At 36.7% G+C, this 21,039-nt stretch carries 14 protein-coding genes; all 14 read right to left on the bottom strand.

Going from position 1 to position 21,039, the window contains the following annotated elements; all coding sequences use genetic code 11:
• Positions 1–8: 8 nt before the first annotated feature.
• The 14 genes from ftsX to KQI76_RS02140 all read right to left on the bottom strand — a co-directional run bounded on the left by ftsX (position 9) and on the right by KQI76_RS02140 (position 20,966).
• Positions 9–905 carry a permease-like cell division protein FtsX gene (gene ftsX, locus KQI76_RS02205; RefSeq protein WP_216398670.1) on the bottom strand — a complete coding sequence of 299 codons (897 nt, stop codon included), beginning with the start codon at positions 903–905 and terminating at the stop codon, positions 9–11.
• Entirely contained in the window at positions 895–1,581 is a 687-nt protein-coding gene (gene ftsE / locus KQI76_RS02200) for a cell division ATP-binding protein FtsE (protein WP_216398669.1), read from the bottom strand. Before ftsE ends, ftsX begins: the two co-directional genes overlap by 11 nt.
• 228 nt (positions 1,582–1,809) lie before the next feature.
• A complete protein-coding gene (locus tag KQI76_RS02195) occupies positions 1,810–2,676 on the bottom strand; it encodes a YitT family protein (RefSeq protein ID WP_216398668.1) in 867 nt (288 codons plus the stop codon).
• 819 nt (positions 2,677–3,495) lie between these two features.
• A protein-coding gene (gene prfB / locus KQI76_RS02190; RefSeq protein ID WP_216398667.1) for a peptide chain release factor 2 occupies positions 3,496–4,597 on the bottom strand; the annotation gives its coding sequence in 2 pieces (ribosomal slippage) (positions 3,496–4,524 and positions 4,526–4,597; 1,101 coding nt in all).
• 91 nt (positions 4,598–4,688) lie between these two features.
• Positions 4,689–7,196: a preprotein translocase subunit SecA gene (secA, locus tag KQI76_RS02185; protein ID WP_216398666.1), complete on the bottom strand. Its 2,508-nt coding sequence runs from the start codon at positions 7,194–7,196 to the stop codon at positions 4,689–4,691.
• A gap of 110 nt (positions 7,197–7,306) precedes the next feature.
• Positions 7,307–7,918, bottom strand: coding sequence for a hypothetical protein (locus KQI76_RS02180; protein WP_216398665.1), 612 nt, complete (start codon positions 7,916–7,918; stop codon positions 7,307–7,309).
• Between the two features lie 533 nt (positions 7,919–8,451).
• On the bottom strand, positions 8,452–10,770 hold the full coding sequence (gene yicI / locus KQI76_RS02175) for an alpha-xylosidase (protein WP_216398664.1): 2,319 nt from the start codon (positions 10,768–10,770) through the stop codon (positions 8,452–8,454).
• Between the two features lie 23 nt (positions 10,771–10,793).
• Positions 10,794–12,824, bottom strand: a complete 2,031-nt coding sequence (locus tag KQI76_RS02170) for a beta-galactosidase (RefSeq protein WP_216398663.1) — start codon at positions 12,822–12,824, stop codon at positions 10,794–10,796.
• A 261-nt stretch (positions 12,825–13,085) separates the two neighbouring features.
• The gene (locus KQI76_RS02165) at positions 13,086–14,786 is read right to left on the bottom strand and encodes an ABC transporter substrate-binding protein (protein ID WP_216398662.1); all 1,701 of its coding nucleotides are present in this window, start codon (positions 14,784–14,786) and stop codon (positions 13,086–13,088) included.
• Positions 14,787–14,835: 49 nt separating this feature from the next.
• Complete coding sequence (locus tag KQI76_RS02160) at positions 14,836–15,720, bottom strand: carbohydrate ABC transporter permease (protein ID WP_216398661.1); 885 nt, start codon at positions 15,718–15,720, stop codon at positions 14,836–14,838.
• Between the two features lie 50 nt (positions 15,721–15,770).
• Positions 15,771–16,784 carry an ABC transporter permease gene (locus KQI76_RS02155; protein ID WP_216398660.1) on the bottom strand — a complete coding sequence of 338 codons (1,014 nt, stop codon included), beginning with the start codon at positions 16,782–16,784 and terminating at the stop codon, positions 15,771–15,773.
• 446 nt (positions 16,785–17,230) lie between these two features.
• Positions 17,231–18,565: a DUF4340 domain-containing protein gene (locus tag KQI76_RS02150; protein ID WP_216398659.1), complete on the bottom strand. Its 1,335-nt coding sequence runs from the start codon at positions 18,563–18,565 to the stop codon at positions 17,231–17,233.
• Positions 18,566–18,578: 13 nt separating this feature from the next.
• Positions 18,579–19,250 (bottom strand): YesL family protein, encoded by a 672-nt coding sequence (locus KQI76_RS02145; protein WP_216398658.1) that lies wholly within the window; start codon positions 19,248–19,250, stop codon positions 18,579–18,581.
• A 192-nt stretch (positions 19,251–19,442) separates the two neighbouring features.
• Positions 19,443–20,966 carry a response regulator gene (locus tag KQI76_RS02140; RefSeq protein ID WP_216398657.1) on the bottom strand — a complete coding sequence of 508 codons (1,524 nt, stop codon included), beginning with the start codon at positions 20,964–20,966 and terminating at the stop codon, positions 19,443–19,445.
• Between the last annotated feature and the right edge of the window lie 73 nt (positions 20,967–21,039).

Below are 21,039 nucleotides of genomic sequence, written 5' to 3'. Positions count from 1 at the left end.
TAAGAAACTTATACCTTAAGAAACTTACGAACACTCATTACGCTACCCCAAACGCCAATAACTGCCCCGATTAACAAAATAATCCCTGATAGTTGCCAGACAAACGGACTAAATGGCAAGATCGTTATAAAATCAAATTTGTTAATTACTGCTGCATTTTGATCTAAGTAGTAATATCCTGTAAATAGCAGTGCTATTGGAATAACACTTCCTAGCACACCTAATAACAAGCCCTCAACGAAAAATGGCCAGCGAATAAACCAGTTAGTAGCTCCTACAAGCTTCATAATTTCAATTTCTTTTCTACGAGCGATAATCGTTATTTTAATTGTGTTTGAGATTAAGAAGATCGCAGTGAACACTAGAGCAATAATTAAGATAAGCCCAATATTTCTTGCATAACTATTAAAAGAAAAGATATTTTCAACAACATCTTGTCCAAAATTCACCTTATCAACATAATCAAATGTCTCTATTTCACTAGCAATTGTGATCGTATCATGTGGATCAAGTGCTTTAACGATATAAGCATCATTTAATGGGTTATCATCTTCCTTGTAGAGTTCAAAAGGACTCCCTTCGTCGCCCATACTGCTAATCAAACTACGAAGTTCCTCATCTCTAGAGGAAAATTCCACTGATTCGATATTACTCATCGCTTCTATTTTTTCACCAAGTTCTACCGTCTCTTCTTCAGTGGCCGTTACATCTACTAAAACTTTAATTTGAACATCTTCTTCAATATTATCGGCGACATGATTTAAATTCATCATTAAAGCTAAAAAAACAGCTACTAAAAGTAATGTGGTTGTGACGGCACCAACAGATGCTATAGTCATCCAACTATTACGCCAACTATTTTTAAATCCTTCTCTAAAGTGTCGTTTAAAAGTTCTAAGCTTCATAGCCATAATCACCTCTGTACTGATCGCGGACAATTAAGCCATCTTCTACAGCGATGACTCGTCTTCTGATCGTATTTACTATTTCTTTACTGTGGGTCGCCATGATTATGGTCGTACCAGATGCGTTGATTTCCTCTAAGATTCTCATAATCTCCCATGAAGTCTCAGGATCTAAGTTTCCTGTCGGTTCATCTGCAATTAATAGTTTTGGATAATTAGCAATTGCGCGTGCAATCGCAACCCGTTGTTGTTCACCACCTGATAATTCGTCAGGAATAAAGCGTGCTTTATTTTTTAAGCCAACTTGCTCTAAAACATCCATTACTCGACTACGAATTTGACGTGGTGATTCCTCCACAACTTCTAGCGCAAATGCAACATTTTCATATACAGTCAACTTCGGTAGTAGCTTGAAGTCCTGGTATACAACGCCTATTTCTCTTCGTAGCATAGGAACTTCTCGCCATTTCATTTTAACTAGATCTTTACCATTTACTCTTATTTCGCCACTTGTGGCTACTTCCTCTCGAAAGATTAGCTTTATAAAAGTAGATTTACCTGCACCACTTTGACCAACAAGATAGACAAATTCACCAGGTTCAATTTTTATACTTACGCCGTTTAAGGCAATAACCCCGTTAGGGTATGTTTTCTTTACATCAACCATTTCTATCATAAATTAATTCACCTTTATCTTCAGATTATTTTCTAACAATCTTATTTTTAAGACTTTCAACTTTTTACATATTACATTATAACTTACATTATAACATCTAAATCGACCTTTTTTACCGATTTATTATTACATTTTCATTTCAAATCCTGTTAAAAAATGCATAAAAAAATAAAACTAGTCTTTTAGAACTAGTCTTATAGATTCCTTATACCTAGTAAAAATGAATTATTAATTGACGGTAAATCCCTCTCCGATTACTTCACTAGCATTCATAACAACAATAAAAGCTTTGGAATCTATTTGTTTAATCACTTGAGTTGTTCGACTAAATTCATTTTGGTTAACAACACACATAATCATATCTTTTTTTGTTTTCGTATAACCTCCCTCTGCACGCCAGACGGTCACCCCACGATCAATTTCATTTAATAGGGCTATTCGGATTTCCTCCACATGATCGGTCACAACAATAATACTCTTAGATGTGTTCAAACCTACTTGCGCTAGGTCGATCGTGCGACTCGTAACAAATAAACCGATCAATGCGTACAAACCTTGTTCAACAGAAAAGACATACATCGCTGTCAAAACAATTATTCCATCAAATAAAGCTACACAAAGTCCAAAAGGCAGTGGGATAAATTTATGAAGGATCTGAGCTGCTAAATCGATTCCACCAGTCGATCCTTTTCCACGGAATACAATTCCTATCCCTAAGCCACAGGCCATACCACCGAATATTGCTGCGATCAATGGATCTGAACTTGCAGGTGGCCATTGACTAGTTAATGAAACAAAGAGTGGAACCATAACCGTACCAACCAAGGTTTTTAAACCAAAATTTTTCCCTAATATCCATGTGCCAATTATAAATAGTGGAATATTAATTGCCCATTGAACAATCGATGGCTCAAAATTAAACAATGCATATAGGATTGTACTTATCCCGGCTACTCCACCTGAAGCTATATCATTCGGTAACAAAAATAAATTAAAACCAACCGCAACAAAAAAACTACCTAATAAAACAAGTCCATATTCAATACACGTCAACCAATTTTTTGGTAGTGGCTGACGACGATATTTTGCAATCATCACTACTCACCTCATTTCCTTACATCCAACCTATCGGAGTATACCATTTTTAAACTAATCTAACAAGAATAGAGAGAATTGAATCTATATGATAATTTCTTCGCAACTTCCGCGTTTTGCTCTCAACTTCCGCGATTTGCTCTCAACTTTCCGGATTTGCTCTCAACTTTCACGATTTGCTCTCAACTTCCCGGATTTGCTCTCAACTTTCCAGATTTGCTCTCAACTTTCGCGTTTTGCTCTCAACTTTCGCGTTTTGCTCTCAACTTTTCGATTTTGCTCTCAACTTTCGCGATTTGCTCTCAACTTCCCAGATTTGCTCTCAACTTCCGCGATTTGCTCTCAACTTCCGCGATTTGCTCTCAACTTCCGCGATTTGCTCTCAACTTCCGCGATTTGCTCTCAACTTTCCGGATTTGCTCTCAACTTTCACGATTTGCTCTCAACTTCCCGGATTTGCTCTCAACTTCCCGGATTTGCTCTCAACTTTCCGGATTTGCTCTCAACTTTCGCGATTTGCTCTCAACTTTCCAGATTTGCTCTCAACTTCCCGGATTTACTCTCAACTTCCGCGATTTACTCTCAACTTTTCCAATTTGCTCTCAACTTTCCGGATTTCCTCTCAACTTCCGCGTTTTGCTCTCAACTTCCCAGATTTACTCTCAACTTTCACGATTTGCTCTCAACTTCCGCGATTTGCTCTCAACTTTTGTATTCGATCATTGATAATAATTCTAGATTCTCAAAAAAATAGGTATAGAAAGGGAGGCTCCTTTTCTACACCTATTTTCTTAGTGACTGTTTAGAAATCTGTTTGTTTTAATGCAAATGTTGGCGGAGATAAGCATCAATAAACGGATCGATATCTCCATCCATGACACTTTGAGTATTACCGATTTCAAGGTCTGTTCTGTGATCTTTAATCATTGAGTATGGATGGAATACGTATGATCTAATCTGACTTCCCCAACCGATTTCCTTTTGTTCACCGCGAATTTCGTTCATTTCTGCTCGTTTTTTTTCTATTTCAATTTGATAGAGCTTTGATTTGAGAAGTTTTAATGCTTGCTCGCGGTTTTTAATTTGCGACCGTTCCGATTGACAAGTGACAACCGTGTTTGTTGGGATATGGGTCATTCTTACTGCTGAATCCGTTTTATTAACGTGTTGTCCTCCTGCCCCACTTGCTCGATAGGTATCTATTTTTATATCTTCGCTTTTAATTTCAATATCAATATCATCATCTATTTCCGGAGTTACTTCACAGGAAACAAAAGATGTATGACGACGTCCAGATGAATCGAATGGTGAAATTCGCACGAGGCGATGAACACCTTTCTCAGCTTTTAGATAGCCGTAAGCATTATGCCCTTTAATTAATAAGGTAACGCTTTTCACCCCAGCTTCTTCACCTGGTAAATAACTTAATGTTTCTATTTTAAAATTCTTTTTTTCTGCCCAACGTGTGTACATCCGTAACAAGATACTCGCCCAGTCTTGTGATTCTGTACCACCTGCTCCAGGATGAAGCTCTAGAATAGCGTTGCTCTTGTCATAAGGATCACTTAGCAACATATACAGTTCAAATTGGTTGAGGGCTTCAGCTAGTTGGCTTAACTCCTCTTCAAGTTCCATTTGCAATTCTTGATCTTCTTCTTCTTTAACAAGTTCGTAGCTTACCTCTAGGTCCTCTAATGAAACAACATGTTTATCAAAAGTCTGAACCAATTCTTTTAAGTCATTTGCTTCATCGATTATCTTTTGAGCAGCTTTTTGATCATTCCAAAAATCAGGATCGGTCATTTCTGTCTCAAGTTCTGCAATACGAGTTCTCTTTTCTTCTAAGTCAAAGAGACCCCCTAAATTCATCCATACGGGTATTCATCTGTGTTAATTCTTGTCTGATTTCTACTAATTCCATACTTTTTCACCTCTTAATAAAATCTTTTTCTCATTAGAATGGACACCCTTGATCTGGATGTCCATTCATACCTGTTTAATCCACTGTCTCGTTATTTTCCATGGCAGTGCTTATATTTCTTACCACTTCCACATGGACATGGATCGTTTCTTCCTACCGTTTCGCCTTTAACATAAGGTGTTTTTTTCTTTTCCTTTTTCGATTGATCACCAGTAACTGCCGTTACATTTTTAGCTACTTCTTGTCGTTGCAGGTTTTCACGAACTTGTGCCTTCATAATATAACGCGCGACTTCTTCATTAATCGAATCAACCATGGCTTCAAACATGGCAAAACCTTCAATCTGATATTCGCGGAGTGGGTCATCTTGACCATAGGCACGTAAATGAATTCCTTGACGAAGCTGATCCATTTGATCAATATGGTCCATCCATTTAGTATCAACTGTTCTTAGCAAAATAACCTTTTCAAATTCACGCATTTGCTCAGAACCAAGATCCGTTTCTTTCGCTTTATATTTCTGAATCACCTTATCCATAATCAATTCTTGAATTTCTTCAGGCGATTTATTTTCTAAATCTGCTTTAATTAGATAATTATCTTCAACTAAATTAGCATGTACATAATCAATAATCGCATCTAGATCCCATAATGTCTCATCATCGTCTTGAGTATGCAATGAAACAGTATCATTAACGACCGTTTCAATCATATTGATAATAATCTCATATAAGTTATCCGAAGCAATTACATCATAGCGTTGCTTGTAAATAATTTCACGTTGTTCTCTTAAAACATCATCATAGGCGAGAACATTTTTACGTGCATCAAAGTTGTTTCCTTCAACACGTTTTTGTGATGATTCAACAGCTTTTGAAACCATTTTACTTTCAATCGCCTGTGAATCATCTATTTTAAAGCGATCCATCATTGCCTTCATATTATCTGAGCCAAATCGGCGCATCAAATCGTCTTCCATTGATAAATAAAATTGTGTTACACCTGGATCACCTTGACGTCCAGAACGTCCACGAAGTTGGTTATCAATTCGACGTGACTCATGTCGTTCAGTACCTACAACAGCAAGACCGCCAAGTTCCTTTACCCCTTCGCCTAATTTGATATCCGTTCCACGACCGGCCATGTTTGTAGCAATCGTAACGGCATTTTTCTCACCAGCATTTTCAATGATTTCAGCTTCGCGGAAGTGATTTTTAGCATTAAGTACATTATGCTTGATGCCTGCTTTTTTCAACATTTGAGAAATTAATTCTGACGTCTCAACGGCAACTGTACCCACTAGAACAGGTTGGCCATTTTCATGTCTTTCCTTAATTTCCTCAACAACTGCCTTAAATTTTGCATTCATTGTTTTATAAATTAAGTCAGGTCTATCTTCACGAATAATAGGTTTGTTTGTTGGAATTGCTACAACATTCATATTATAAATATTTCTAAACTCTTCTTCTTCAGTCTTAGCTGTACCAGTCATACCAGCTAATTTATCATACATTCGGAATAAGTTTTGAAAAGTAATTGATGCTAAGGTCATACTTTCATTTTGAATTGGTAAATTTTCTTTTGCTTCAATTGCCTGATGGAGTCCGTCACTATAACGGCGTCCTTCCATTAAACGTCCAGTAAATTGATCGACAATAACGACCTTTCCTTCTTCAACAACATAATCTGTATCACGGTGCATCGAGGCATGTGCTTTAAGCGCTTGATTAATATGATGTGTTAGCGTAACATGATTTAAATCAAATAAGTTTTCAACACTGAAGAAGTTCTCCGCTTTTGTAATACCTTCTTCATTAAGTTGTACACCTTTTGTCTTTTCGTCGTAAGTATAATCTACTTCTTTATTAAGTGTACGAACAAAAGAGTTTGCTTGTTGATAGAGCGATGCAGACTTCCGTGCCGAACCTGAAATGATTAACGGTGTTCGAGCCTCATCAATTAATATGGAGTCAACTTCATCAATAATGGCAAAATGAAGTGGTCGCTGTACCATTTGCTCTTTATATAAGACCATATTATCTCTCAAATAATCAAAACCAAATTCATTATTTGTTCCATAAGTGATATCCGCTTCATACGCTTTTCTTTTTTCCTCTTTAGACATGCTGTTTAGGTTTAATCCAACGGTCAAACCGAGAAATTCAAAAAGTTCACCCATTTCACGAGCATCACGATCAGCTAGATATTCGTTCACTGTAATAATGTGTACACCTTTCCCAGTTAAAGCATTTAGGTAGGCTGGCATCGTTGAAGCTAACGTTTTTCCTTCCCCCGTTTTCATTTCAGCAATATCGCCACCATGTAAAACGATGGCTCCTAACAATTGGACAGGGAATGGACGCATATTTAAAACCCGCTTCGATCCTTCTCTGATCACTGCGTATGCTTCTACTAATAATTCATCAAGTGTTTCACCAGCTTGATATCGTTTTTTAAATTCATCTGTTTTTGCTCGCAACTCTTGATCTGACAATTGTTCATATTCAGGCTCTAGGGCTTCAATTTGATCAACAGTTACTTGAAGTTTTTTTAGTCTACGTTCATTACCATCAAATACCCTTTTTAATAATCCTTGCATCTTATACGCTCCTCTACTTCCCAAAATAGCTCCCTTGAGCTAAATATCTATCCTCTATAATAACACTTGGATTTATATAGTACAAGATTTAACCAATTATCACGAACTCATTACTCAGTCAAATATTCAATCACCTGTTTGGCTTCTTCTCTGTGTCTCCCTGATGCAGGAACTAAAAGGTAAGTATCCTGATAAACATCGTATTGATCAAATATCTTTAAGTCGGCTGTTTTTATCCCATATAAAACACCATTGACAACAAGTCCCTCCTCTTCAAAAGAATCAATTTGATCAGGTTCGATTACCTCTTTTAAAGGTAGAAAAATATCCTCGTTGATTAGTTGCTCAGCAAACAGATCATCGGTCACCATTATATCAACTTGTCCAACGGCAATCCTCATCGATAGCCGTTCCATCATATCGTAAGCATTATTTTCGATTAATCCACCTTGATGATAGATATGCTCAAAAAACAGATCAAAATCAGTAAATTCAAGTGAGTTAATCGATAATTCTAGTTCATCAATTACTTCTATCGTCGCTTCACTGACAACGGTAATCCCAACCGGTTCATTCCCTTTATTCATAAATCCATCAATCATTAACCATCCGAATATGATTAAAAGAATAAAACCAATGATGTGGAGTTTATAATACTCCCAAATATAATCTAATTGCTCTTTTCTTGACATACCCTTTAATACTTCTCTTAATTTTGCCATGATCCACCTCGTTGTTTACGGTTAGAAAAACCTAATTTCAGATTTGCTCTCAACTTCTGCGATTTGCTCTCAACTTTTCGAAATTGCTCTCAATTTTTCGAATTTGCTCTCAACTTCCGAGATTTGCTCTCAACTTTTCGAAATTGCTCTCAACTTTCGCGATTTGCTCTCAACTTTCCGGATTTGCTCTCAACTTCCACGTTTTGCTCTCAACTTCCGCGTTTTGCTCTCAACTTTTCAAATTTGCTCTCAACTTTTCGAATTTGCTCTCAACTTTCGCGATTTGCTCTCAACTTCCGAGATTTGCTCTCAACTTCTCCGATTTGCTCTTAACTTTCGCGATTTGCTCTTAACTTTCGCGATTTGCTCTCAACTTTTCGAATTTGCTCTCAACTTTCGCGTTTTGCTCTCAACTTTTCGAATTTGCTCTCAACTTTCACATTTTGCTCTCAACTTTGCTTAATTGTGTTTAATAATAAAAGTAGAAAAAGCGAGCAATTAAAATTAAATGCCCGCTTTTTAATCTAGTTCATTTATTCAAGTGCTATAGTTATCGTTTTTTCTTCAGCTGGTATCTTTAGCTTAATACCATTTTCAGAGGATTCAAATTCTCCGACTGATGAATTTTTAATTGATTGAATTCCTACTAATTCAACCGTAAATGGTTCAGCTGGCTGATCAACAACTATTTCAATTGTATCATCTTCTCTTGTTACCGTAAATGTTTTTGCTAATTTGCCTGTAGAGTTATAAATAGGTGTTTCTACTCGGACGCCTTGCTGAATTTGATAGAGGCGCAAGGTAACATGATCTGTATAATTATAGACCGGTTTTAAATCATTTGAGCCAATTGGTAAAACTGTATTTTCACGCACAAATAATGGCAAGCTGAAGTAATCATAATGTTCTTTAATCCAGGTTCCGCCTTCAACCACCTCACCTGTTAATAAGTGTGTCCACTTTCCTTTTGGTAAGTAGAATGAGCCTAGGCCTTCTTCGTTAAAAATTGGTGCGACGACAATATCATCACCAAGCATATATTGACGATCTAAAGTTTCACAAAGTGGATCATCTGGGAAATCAAAAATCATCGGACGCATCACTGAAATACCTGTTTGGTTATTTGCCACAGCATGGCGATAGAGATAAGGCATTAAGCGGTTTTTCAGTTTTGTAAAATGACGAGCAACATCAACGGCTTCTTCATCGAATGCCCAAGGTACGCGATATGATGTACTTCCATGGAAGCGACTATGACTAGATAATAAGCCGAAAGCCGTCCATCGTTTAAAGACATCTGGTGAAGCTGTATTTTCAAAACCACCAATATCGTGACTCCAATAGCCAAAACCTGACGTCGTTAATGAAAGACCGCCACGTAAACTTTCAGCCATCGCTTCATAGGTTGAATCGCAATCTCCACCCCAGTGAACTGGGAACTGTTGACCACCTGTCGTTGAAGAACGAGCAAATAAAACCGCCTCATTTTCTCCTTTTACCTCTTTCAATAGATCAAAGACAACCTTATTAAATAGGTAAGCATAGTAATTATGCATTTTCTCTGGATTTGATCCATCATGATAAACGACATCTGTCGGAATACGCTCACCAAAGTCTGTCTTGAATGAATCTACTCCCATTGCGATTAAAGTTCTTAAATGATCTTGATACCATTTAACAGCAGCAGGATTGGTAAAATCAACAATTCCCATGCCTGCCTGCCAACGATCCCATTGCCATGTATCGCCATTTGCCTTCTTGATTAAATAACCTTTCTCATGTCCTTCTGCAAATAGCGGTGATTTTTGACCAATATAAGGATTAATCCAAACAGAAATTTTTAAATCCTTCGCTTTTAATCGTTTTAACATGCCCTCTGGATCAGGGAAATTTTTGCGATCCCAGATAAAACTCGTCCATTCAAAAGCATCCATCCAAAAACAATCGAAGTGGAAAACACTTAAGGGAATACCACGTTCCGCCATTCCATCAACAAAATGATTGACTGTTTCTTCATTATAATTGGTTGTAAAGGAAGTGGATAACCACAATCCAAATGACCAAGCTGGTGGTAATGCTGGACGACCGGTTAATTTTGTATAACGACGGACAACTTCTTTTGGCGTCGGACCATTAATCAAGTAGTAGTCTAATTTTTCACCAGCTACACTAAACTGTGACCGTGATACAAGCTCTGAACCTAATTCTAAACTGATTTTCTCTGGATGATTGATAAAGACACCATAGCCTTTGCTAGACAAGTAGAAAGGGACATTCTTATAAGATTGCTCTGAACTTGTTCCACCATCTTCATTCCAAATATCAACAGACTGGCCATTTTTAACAAATGGAGTGAATCGTTCACCTAAACCATATAAATGTTCGCCAACAGATAGTTTTAACTGACCACGCATATAAGTCTTATCTTCCGGTCCTTCAATCCATGCCAAGCCTTTTTGATCAAGAACTGTTAATTCACCCAGTCCATTTTCAAATATTATATTGAAGTGATCCTTATCAATCGTTAATTTCAGTTCACCACTTTGAAAGGTCAGCTGTTGGTCTGTCTCCACAATATCTAAATCTTGATCTTCATTCGCCACAGCAAAATTCGGATACTTTGGTTTCTCACCTTGGTAATGCCAGGTTTCAACACGTATGACATCCTCGAGTGGCGCAGTTAGTTTAACCGTCAATAGAGGGCCATCCAGCGTGTCCCCACGATGATTAATATACTTACATGGAGCATATAATGTTAATGCTTTCTCTTCTTGCTTGACATCATAGACAATTTTAGGGAAATGGATCTGATATCCTTCCCTCACTAACCAGTTTCCATCAGTAAATTTCATTATGATTCTCCTTCGCTTGTCATTTATTTTTCAACTAAAATTAAAACATCATGCCCAGCTATTCTTGATTCACCGTGATACTCATTTCCTTTAATCAAATTACGATAAGATGTTTCCGGCAAATAGAATTTCGCCTCAGTATGATTGTGATTCAATACGAATAGATAGCGTTTTCCTTCTTTTTCTCTTACGGCTACCTCTACCCCTTGATCAGAATCAAGCAAAGGGGTCAATTTATTTTCAGTCATAAGTGTAGCAACAAAGTCAGTGATAAAATCTTGTTCAGGGCTCGATGCGACATAATAAGCTGTGCCCTGCCCAAATTTGTTTTTAGTTAGCACAGGCATACCTTGATAAAAGTCTTTACCGTAGCTAGCTAAAACTTCTGCATGTTCAGCGTGAATCAAATCAAATAATGTGCTACATTGATACTCGCCTGATAAATGACCATAGTCTTCATTAAAAACGATTTGGTTTTTTATTGAAGGTTCTAGAGCATCAATTTCTTCCGCCCAAATACCGACAAGTTCCCTTAGTTCACCGGGATACCCTCCTAAAGTGACAAGATCATTTTCATCGACAATCCCACTAAAAAATGTGGTGACAAAAGTTCCCCCTTGTTTAACAAAAGCCTTCAAACGATCAGCATGACCGGCTTTCATCATATACAGAACTGGGGCGATGACAAGATCATACTGGCTTAAGTCTGCATCAACACCAATCATATCAACTGGAACATTTCGGTCATAAAATGCACGATAGTATTTATGGACCTCCTCTTCGTAATCAAGAGCAACCGATGGACCACTTGAAAGCTGGATTGCCCAACGGTTTTCATAGTCAAAAACAATCGCAACCTTAGCATTTGTTCGACTATCAATAATTTGGTCACCTAATAACTGTAGCTCTTCACCTAATTGTTTTACTTCATTAAAAACTCTTGTATGTTCATGTCCAACATGCTCAATCACTGCACCGTGGTATTTCTCTGTTGCACCACGTGAACGACGGAGTTGGAAAAACTGAACTGTATCCGCACCATGCGCAATGGCTTGATAACTCCATAACCTCATTACGCCTGGGCGCTTAAGGGCATTATAGGCCTGCCAGTTTTGTTGGGAAGGCGTTTGTTCCATCAACATAAATGGTTGCCCATTTCTTAATCCTCGCATCAGCTCATGAGTCATTGCTGTTTTACTAACTGGCGTATCAATTTGAGGATAATTATCCCACGAGACAACATCCATTTCTTTACCCCATTTAAAATAATCTAATTCAGGATATAATCCCATTAAATTCGTAGTTACTGGGATATCAGGCGTGTGCTTTTTAATTTGATCACGTTCTAATTTAAAGGTCTCCAATAATGAATCGGATTGGAAGCGACGATAATCAAGAGAAATCCCTTGAAAATTGGTATTATTGCCGTTTTCCCATTCTTCACTTAGCCCATTTGGAACAACAATTTCATCCCAATCGTAAAATGTATGGCCCCAAAAAGCTGTATTCCACGCTTGATTTAAGTGTTCAATTCTAGCATATTTCTTTTTTAACCAAACACGAAAAGCCTTTTCACAATGATCACAATAACAATATCCACTATATTCATTTGAAACGTGCCAGGCTAAAACAGCCGGATGATCTTTATAACGCTCAGCTAACTTCCCAGCTAATTGACTTGCATATTTTAAATAAGTTGGACTATTCGGACAAGAATTATGACGCCCACCAAATTTCCGTTTTCGCCCTTCAAAATCAACCCGTCTAATATCGGGATACCTTTTAGCCATCCAAGCCGGATGAGCAGCTGTACTTGTTGCTAAACATACATAAATTCCATCTTGATACAAACGGTCAATCGTTTGGTCAAGACTTGTAAAATCGTAAGTGGTTTCATTAGGTTGAATCAAAGCCCATGCAAAAATATTGACTGATGCTAGATCGATTCCTGCAAGCTTAAATAAGCGATTATCTTCTTTCCAAACTTCCTCATCCCATTGCTCAGGATTGTAATCTCCGCCATACCAAATTTTATTCAATTTCTTACTTAACATTAGCTCTCCCCCTCATATCCTATGTATTTGCATAAGTTAAACCTCTTCAAACCAAACCATTAGTTAAGTGCTGAAAAGTATTGAATAATTCGAGCCTGATTTCGGGTAGGAAAACAGGCTCAAATTAAGATTTAATTAGAATGCTTTTTCATCTTATAGCTACTTAAATATTACAAAATATCGATTGACTCCTAGTGATGAATGAAAATTCGATTTACTTATTTGACCAAATCCCATTCAATTAGGACTTACTCTGTCAGTCTATTCGACTTCACCACTCCACAATTTAAGAATATCTTGTGTTAGGCCAGTCATCTCTTCATTTAGTTTATCAACGCCAGCTTCTTCTAATTCAACTAGCATTGCATCCCAGAGGTCATCAAACTCAGATGGATCAGCTAGGACAGCTTGAGTAATTCTTGTCTCAGTGATATCATCAGCTCTTTGCTGGATGACTTGAATATCTGACCCTGCTGGAATTGAGAAGTTATATGCGGCACCATGGTTTGATTGTTCCAATTCATCTTGTTGTGGGAACCAGTCAATCCAGAGTTCCATACCATACTCATCTAATACCTCTTTTTCGACATCTAATTGATTTTCAATGACCTGTTCTCTCGTATTAACTGTAATTGATTGTCCATTTGAGTCGACTGCAGCAGTCCCCCAATTCGGGAATGGATAAATATAATAACCTACACCAGACTCTTTAGAATAATCAGCATCAGTATTCAAACTATTGCGGACTTCTTCAAATAAGACACGCTCGCCATCAACGATTTCGTAGTGTTCACCTTCGATTCCCCAGTTAATTAGAATTTGCGCCTCTTCAGAAGCCATCCAATCAAGGAAGTCAAAAGCTAATTCAGGGTATTCACACGTTGAAGAAATGGCAATTCCCCAACCACCAGCAAAACCATAATCTTTTAGTCCTTGATGGACATATTCTTCACCTAGGGTTACTGGAAGTGGTGCAAAAGTACGTTCTTCCATACCTGCATCAATCAATGCATAACGTGCATCAGTTATATTCCAATCTTGGTCTGCAACACTTAAAACACGACCAGATGAAAGTTTAGAAATATACGTATCATACGTATGAGTAAATGATTCCGGATCTAGTAATCCTTTGGCATTCATTCCGTTTAACCATTTAAAGTATTCGCGGTATTCAGGTTCAAGGAATTTATAAACCGTTTCACCTGTATTTGTATCAACAGACCACTGACCATCATCCGGGAAACCACCTGCAAAACCAGCCGGGTTACCTACTGTGATTAACCAGCGCCAATCACTTCCTAATAATGATAGTGGTAAAGTCTTCTCACCATTAATTTCAGGATACTTCTCAACATATTGTGTTAAAGCATCTTCAAACTCTTCTAAAGTTGTGATTTCAGGGTAACCTAATTCTCTTAAAACATCTAATTGAATTTGGAAGGTACCTGATGTCTCTAATGGTTGATCATGAACACCATAGGTCCCTACTTGGTAAATACTTGGATCATCAATTGAATTACGTAAACGATCGAGTTGATCGCCATACATCGCTTTTAAGTTATCACCACGTTCTTCAATCAAATCGTCTAGCTTAATGACACCACCAGCATCAATTAACATGCCAAGATCACCTTTAGCAAAAATTAAATCAGGATAATCTCCACTTCCAATCATCAATGGAATTGTTTCATCACTACCACCAACTGGATAATCCATTTCTAGGATAACTCCTGTTGCTTCAGTAATTTTTTGAGCGACTGGATCATCAAATGTTTTTTCTGATCCATCCTCACTATAGAAAGTCAATGTAACTGGTTCATCAGGTTTCTCTGTTTGTCCCTCTGTTGTATCTGAATCACCGCCATTATCGCTGTCCACTGTGCCATCATCACTTCCGCAAGCAGTGAAAACAAGTAATCCTGCAACTAGCAGTAGCCATAATACCAATAAACGTTTCTTCATAATTATACCCCTCCATTTTTAAAAAATATTATATTAATTTTCATTAATATCATGATTTAACTGCACCCAAAGTTAATCCAGTAACAAAATAACGTTGTAAAAATGGATAAACTAGCAAAATAGGAACAGTGGCAATGATCGTTATCGCCATTTGAATAGACTGTGGATTCGTTTTTCTCGCAATGACTTCCGCATTGGCTGAAGTGACATCCCCTGATGAAATATTTGTATTATCTAATATTTTCATCAATTCAAATTGTAATGTGGATAAGTTTGAACTTCCACGTGCATATAGGTAAGTATCAAACCAACTATTCCATTGGCCAACAGCTAAGAATAGGGAAACAGTTGCAATAACAGGTAAACTTAAGGGGATAATAATCTTCCAGAAAATCGTAAAATCACTTGCCCCATCAATTTTTGCTGACTCTGTTAAAGCAATTGGGATATTGTCCATAAATGATCGAATCACAATTACATTAAATGCATTTAATAGCATAGGTAGAATATAAACAAGAAAATTATTCATTAACCCTAAATTTCGAATCAACATATATTCCGGAATCATACCACCACTGATAAACATGGTGAGAACAAGAATAAAACTGATTGGCCCATTAAAGATAAAATCTCTTCGGCTCAATGTATACGCTAACATTGCACTGGCAATAATCCCAGTAATCGTTCCAACAACTGTCCTTAACACTGACATACCAAAAGCTGACCATAGATCGGCTGTCCCACCGAAAATCTCTTGATAATTCGCCCAAGTAAACTGTCTTGGAAAGATATGAAGTCCACCACGGGCAGTATCTGTCGCATCATTTAATGAAATGGCTAATATATTTAAGAATGGATAAAGCGTAATGATAATGACTCCAGTCATTAATATTAATAAAAAGATATCAAATAAAGTAAATTTACGTTTTTTCATCGCATTTCGCCCCTTCTGTTCAATTTATCTACGCGTCGATTTGACCTTGCCTAAAATACACGACCTTCTCCTATTTTACGGGCAAAAGTATTGGCAATTAAAATTAAGACGACGCTAATAACAGATTTAAAGATCCCGATCGCCGTACCAAATGAATAACGGAACATACCAATCCCATAATTCAGGGCGTATAGATCAATAACTAAGGCTCGTTCAGAAACAATATTATTCCCGAGTAGCATTTGTTTTTCAAAACCAATATTGATTAGATTACCGATATTTAATATTAACAGAACGATGATCACTGGTCGAATACTTGGTAAGGTAATATGCCACATCTGTCGCCATCTGGAAGCACCGTCTACTTTAGCAGCTTCATAGAGTTGAGGGTCAATTCCCGCCATAGCGGCAAAATAAATAATTGCGTTCCAACCTGTTGACTTCCAAACTTCAGCAGCTGTAACAACACCCCAAAACATGTTTGGTCGTGCCATGAAATTAATTGGATTATCAATGATTCCAATCGACATTAATAAATTATTGACTGGACCGCTAATCGATAACATTGTAATCACAATATTAGCAACGATTACCCATGAAACGAAATGAGGTAAATATGAAACGGTTTGAGTAAACTTCTTAAACTTATTAAAACGCATTTCATTTAATAATAAGGCAAAGAGGATAGCAGCTAAGGTACCAAAGATTAAACCTAAAATTCCCATGCCCAATGTATTTTCAAGTGCCCGATAAAAAGTTTGTTCATTGAATAAGTCTCTGAAATGTTTAAAACCAACCCATTCCTGCTCAAAAAAGGGGGTCTGTGGTTTATAATCTTGAAATGCCATCGTCCAGCCAAAAACAGGCACATATCTAAAGATAATGAGCCAGATGACGAAGGGTAATGACATAAAGATGAGGGCTTTCTGATTTTTAACTTTTTTCCAAAAGCTTTTTTCACCCGGCGAGTATTGTGGTTTGTTCCCCTTCTTACCAGTTTGACCAATCGTCGGAGCGACTGGTCTACCTACTTGTTGCGAGACTGGTGCTAAATTATCGCTCATTTTTTCTCTCTCCCTCTTGTAAACTGGATTTCTCTCTAACTTTGTTACTTTAATTATATAAGTAAACGCTTTCATATAAAACCTGCATTTTAAGACATAAAAACCATTCAAAATTAGAGTTGATCACTATAGAATCCCTAATTAAAGAGGGCTACACTAAAAAAAGTATGGAAAAACAAACTTGTTTTTCCATACCTAAATCGAATTTTCCCCTTTACCTCGGTTTAACTGACTGTAATGCTCCCAAATCAATCCTTCTTAGGAGTCATAGATGATTGACGGAGTCGCCTAATTCCTTATCTCTCACTGACTAGCAACCTAGACAAGTCTCACTCAGCATTAGATACCCTTCCATTCTGTCTCTCCTCACCAACTGCATATCTACCTTTTAGAGGAGCTGGCCATCAAAGGTGGTGTTTAGAACAAATTACTTTTGCCTGTGAAGGTTACTTTATAGCCTCTTCAATTGTCGTAAGCATCTCTTCTACATCAGCTTTATCTACCAAAAAATCACTCTCTTGATCAATAAATGCCGCATATTGATCTTCATTATAATCTACAAGTGACAAAGTAATTTCTTTCTCACCTTTTTCATGAATAATTGTTGATTTGATCACAACTTCCGGTTCCTGATAACTTGCATCCTCTGCAATCCCTGATGCGGTTAAACCAGCTAGTGATAAATATGCTTTACGCCAAGTTTCTTCATCAATTTTCTTCCCATCAACTATAAAATCTCTAGTCTCGTCATCAATCTGATCGATCGTCATATCAAAAGATAATTGATCAGATTTGATTTCCAATTGACTCATCACATCAAGCGCTAGGAGCTTTACATATCCATCATGATAATCGCTGGCTGGATAACTAAATGCCTCCAATAGTTGATTTGATAAAGTGAATACTTGGTCTTCACCATCGATACGCGCGTAATAACTTTGGCTTGTTGCTGGCGTGCCCATCATCAAGGTTATTCGGTCATTATTCGTAACAAATTCAATGGTGAATTCACTTGAATCTAAACCATATTCCTCCCAATCAGAAACATCTTCTGCAACTAATTCTAACATTTCGAATGATTGAAGACCTTGTAAAACTTCCTCCATTTTTGAATAGGCCGTATGGTAATAATGATGATAAGGCGCTTCAATAAACCAACCCGTTATATTAGCCCGTGTCTCTTCCTCAGGATATGGGCTGTTTTTTGTTAAATGAATTTTTTCTGTACCATTATCGATCAAAATACTCTCAATCTCATTTATTGGCCAAGGAAGTATTTTACTATCAAGATATGCCTGGGGATAAAAAGAAAAAGCCTCAACTAAAGAACGCTTGACCAAATAAATATTGCCTTGTTCGCGATCTTCAATGTAATATCCTGTCCCTGCCGAATCTAAATGACCAATCATCAAACGATTAGCCGTCTCGTCATTGTAATTAATTTTAAGACTTAAAATTGGAAATTCTAAACCAACATCCTTCCGTTTCACATCTACCTCTTTACCAACCCATTGCCCCAAGGCTGCTAATCCCTGATCAACTGCTTCTTGATCAGTCACTTCAAGTCGATCAACAACCTGCCAGTTTTGATTTTCCTTTTCTATCGTAAAACCCTGGTCGCTTTGTATTGAAATTGACTCAATCTGATCTATTTGGTCAATAAATTGGTATTCATCCTCTACCGTATTTTTTTCAAAACGAAGTACCCAGAACAGAATGACTGTCAAAATTACGAGACACCCTATAATCAATAGATTTGTCTTTTTACTTAATCGCTTCATCCACAACACCTCATTATTCCTCTTGTTTTAAAAACTGTTCTTGCAATTGTTTAAAAACAGGCTGTAAGTTATACATAAGAAAAAAGCAAAGCAAACTCATAAAGAAAAGAACAAAAACGCCTGGAAAGGCATAGTAAATGATAGCAAAAGCCACAAGAGTTGAGGCATTTAAGAATGTTTTCTTTATGTAACGAAACATTGAATAGAATGATATCACAAATAAATTTTTCATCTTAACTTCAAATCGAGTTAAAATCGGAAAGGCATAGAGCATCAGGATTAAGAAGAAAAGAATAAAAATCAAAAAGATGATTGAGATAGATGAAAAATTTAAATTCGCATAGTAAATATCTATGATTAATATGACAAAGATTGTCCACTGAATCAACCAATATTTCATTGATACTTTAAAGTTCTGGACAAAATAGTGCCAAAAATCAGCGGTTGGTTGAATGATCTTATCAATAACTAATTTGTCCATCGTTTTTAGAAGAGCTGCCAGTGCCGGGCCAAAAGGAATTAAAGTTACATAATACAGTAGAATATTCTGAACCGTAAATTCCGCCAGATAATAAACAATAATAAATGGACTGATAAGTAATAAAAAGTATAGATTTGTGATAAAAAAAGCGTAGATATAGCTTGTAATTCGATAAATAGGGCGTTCCATAATTGATTTACTCATGATTTCACCTTCGTTATATTTAAATTCACTATCCAAACATGCATCACACCTTTATTCCTGTGATGAATGATTTGTCCCTTTATAAGTTAGCTGAAGGAAGAGTTATTTAACAGTTCTCATTCCAGTCATGAACTAAACAACATATTTTACATGACTTAATTAGTAGGATGCAATTTAGGAAAACATAGATTGCTAATTTTGCACTTCTTGTTCTTGCAAATATTTTTGATATTCTTTTGGACTCTTTCCTACATAACTTTTAAATTTCTTATAAAAATAGTCCATATTACTGTAACCGACTAATTCTGAAATCACATATACTTTCTCTTGGCTATTCGCAAGTAAAAACTTAGCCTTTTCAATTCTAACTTGCTCTAAATATTCATGGAAATATTTATTGGTATGCTTTTTAAATTTCTTCCCTAAATAAGAACTGTTGTAATTAAATAAATCCGCTAAAACTTTTAAACTTAAATCTTGAGCATAATATTGATCAATATAGTTGATGATTTTCTCCATACTATCTTCTTCTCCTGAAGTAGCAAAACCCTTGATTTCCTTAGATAAAGACCACCATTCCTCAATTAAATAATCAACCAGCTCTCTTAAATTATATTGGTGATAAATGTGATCGAGCCATTCATTTTTGCTCAGCATCGGAATATCTGGATATTGACTTTTTATCATTCGTGCGACTGATAAGACTAACTCGGTTACCTCAATTTGAACTCTCGCCTTTTCCAGTGCTGACTTTTGGAAATAGTCCATCATTTTCTCTCCCTGTTCAGTCAGGAGGATACGATCTTTAAATTCGAGAGCTTGGATAACTTTTGCACCAAACGCTTCAAAGTTAAGGGGATCCCTATTTGTTTCTGATCTTTGAATTGGGAACTGGAAAATTTGTTTATTTGAAAAGCTGAAAGCACGATCTTGTGTATCATTAATTTGTTCGATCGCCTTCATCGTTTCTTCAAGTTCATCAAATTCTTCAGATAAACAAGCACAAGCGTAAGGGTCAACCTCAGTTTGAAAACTGCTTAAAATAGCTTGAAGGTCTTCTTCCATCTCTTTCAATTTAAAATCAAGGTAAAGGCGATAAATGATTTGATCCTTTAAGATTACCTTTACATTCGGTTGATTTGCTTTAAACAATCGTTCCTCTATTTTTAACCTTTTAACATTTTCCCTAAATTTAATACCTGCTAATCTGAAAGGACCCCGTTGATTTTTAACATAAACGGAGTGTTGCCAATCATCGATTCTCCCATCAATAACTGCTCTCCATGCCTTTTCTTCAGTTAAGTCATAATAGGCTGTTAATTCTGAATAGATCATCCGTTCTTCATCGATTATTTGTTTAATTTCAATTAATATTTCAACTAATTCTTCTTCATCGATCGGTTTTAGCAAATATGAATGAATCCCTAGCTTAATTAACTCCTGGGCATAGCTAAAGCTTGAATAGCCTGATAGAATAACGAATTTCCCTTCAAAACCTTCCTTTTTTGCTTGTTCCACTAATTCAATTCCTGACATGCCAGGCATCCGAATATCCACAAAAACAAGATCGGGTTCTAGTGTACGGATCAAATGGAGACCCTCTTGGCCATTTTCACTGTCGCCACAGATTGTAAATCCATATTTCCCCCAATCGATGACATGTTTCATTCCATCCCGAATAATCGGCTCATCATCAATAAGCAATACATTATACATGTTAAATCCCTTCCTTTAGTAATTATTTATCCTAACTTAACTACCCGTCTAACTTAGGGATTGACATTTTGAG

The organism is Amphibacillus sp. MSJ-3 (genome assembly GCF_018919165.1).
Taxonomy (GTDB): domain Bacteria; phylum Bacillota; class Bacilli; order Bacillales; family Amphibacillaceae; genus Amphibacillus.
Note: the sequence above shows the minus strand (reverse complement) of the source record. Positions and strands in the feature narration are given on the sequence as shown.

What these genes read in the sequence shown, in the direction of transcription:
- KQI76_RS02160 (WP_216398661.1), bottom strand. Translation starts at nt 15,720, where the DNA reads ATGAAAAAACGTAAATTTACTTTATTTGATATCTTTTTATTAATATTA.
- KQI76_RS02155 (WP_216398660.1), bottom strand. Translation starts at nt 16,784, where the DNA reads ATGAGCGATAATTTAGCACCAGTCTCGCAACAAGTAGGTAGACCAGTC.
- KQI76_RS02140 (WP_216398657.1), bottom strand. Translation starts at nt 20,966, where the DNA reads ATGTATAATGTATTGCTTATTGATGATGAGCCGATTATTCGGGATGGA.
- KQI76_RS02145 (WP_216398658.1), bottom strand. Translation starts at nt 19,250, where the DNA reads ATGAGTAAATCAATTATGGAACGCCCTATTTATCGAATTACAAGCTAT.
- KQI76_RS02150 (WP_216398659.1), bottom strand. Translation starts at nt 18,565, where the DNA reads ATGAAGCGATTAAGTAAAAAGACAAATCTATTGATTATAGGGTGTCTC.
- KQI76_RS02165 (WP_216398662.1), bottom strand. Translation starts at nt 14,786, where the DNA reads ATGAAGAAACGTTTATTGGTATTATGGCTACTGCTAGTTGCAGGATTA.
- yicI (WP_216398664.1), bottom strand. Translation starts at nt 10,770, where the DNA reads ATGAAATTTACTGATGGAAACTGGTTAGTGAGGGAAGGATATCAGATC.
- KQI76_RS02195 (WP_216398668.1), bottom strand. Translation starts at nt 2,676, where the DNA reads ATGATTGCAAAATATCGTCGTCAGCCACTACCAAAAAATTGGTTGACG.
- ftsE (WP_216398669.1), bottom strand. Translation starts at nt 1,581, where the DNA reads ATGATAGAAATGGTTGATGTAAAGAAAACATACCCTAACGGGGTTATT.
- KQI76_RS02170 (WP_216398663.1), bottom strand. Translation starts at nt 12,824, where the DNA reads ATGTTAAGTAAGAAATTGAATAAAATTTGGTATGGCGGAGATTACAAT.
- ftsX (WP_216398670.1), bottom strand. Translation starts at nt 905, where the DNA reads ATGAAGCTTAGAACTTTTAAACGACACTTTAGAGAAGGATTTAAAAAT.
- KQI76_RS02180 (WP_216398665.1), bottom strand. Translation starts at nt 7,918, where the DNA reads ATGGCAAAATTAAGAGAAGTATTAAAGGGTATGTCAAGAAAAGAGCAA.
- secA (WP_216398666.1), bottom strand. Translation starts at nt 7,196, where the DNA reads ATGCAAGGATTATTAAAAAGGGTATTTGATGGTAATGAACGTAGACTA.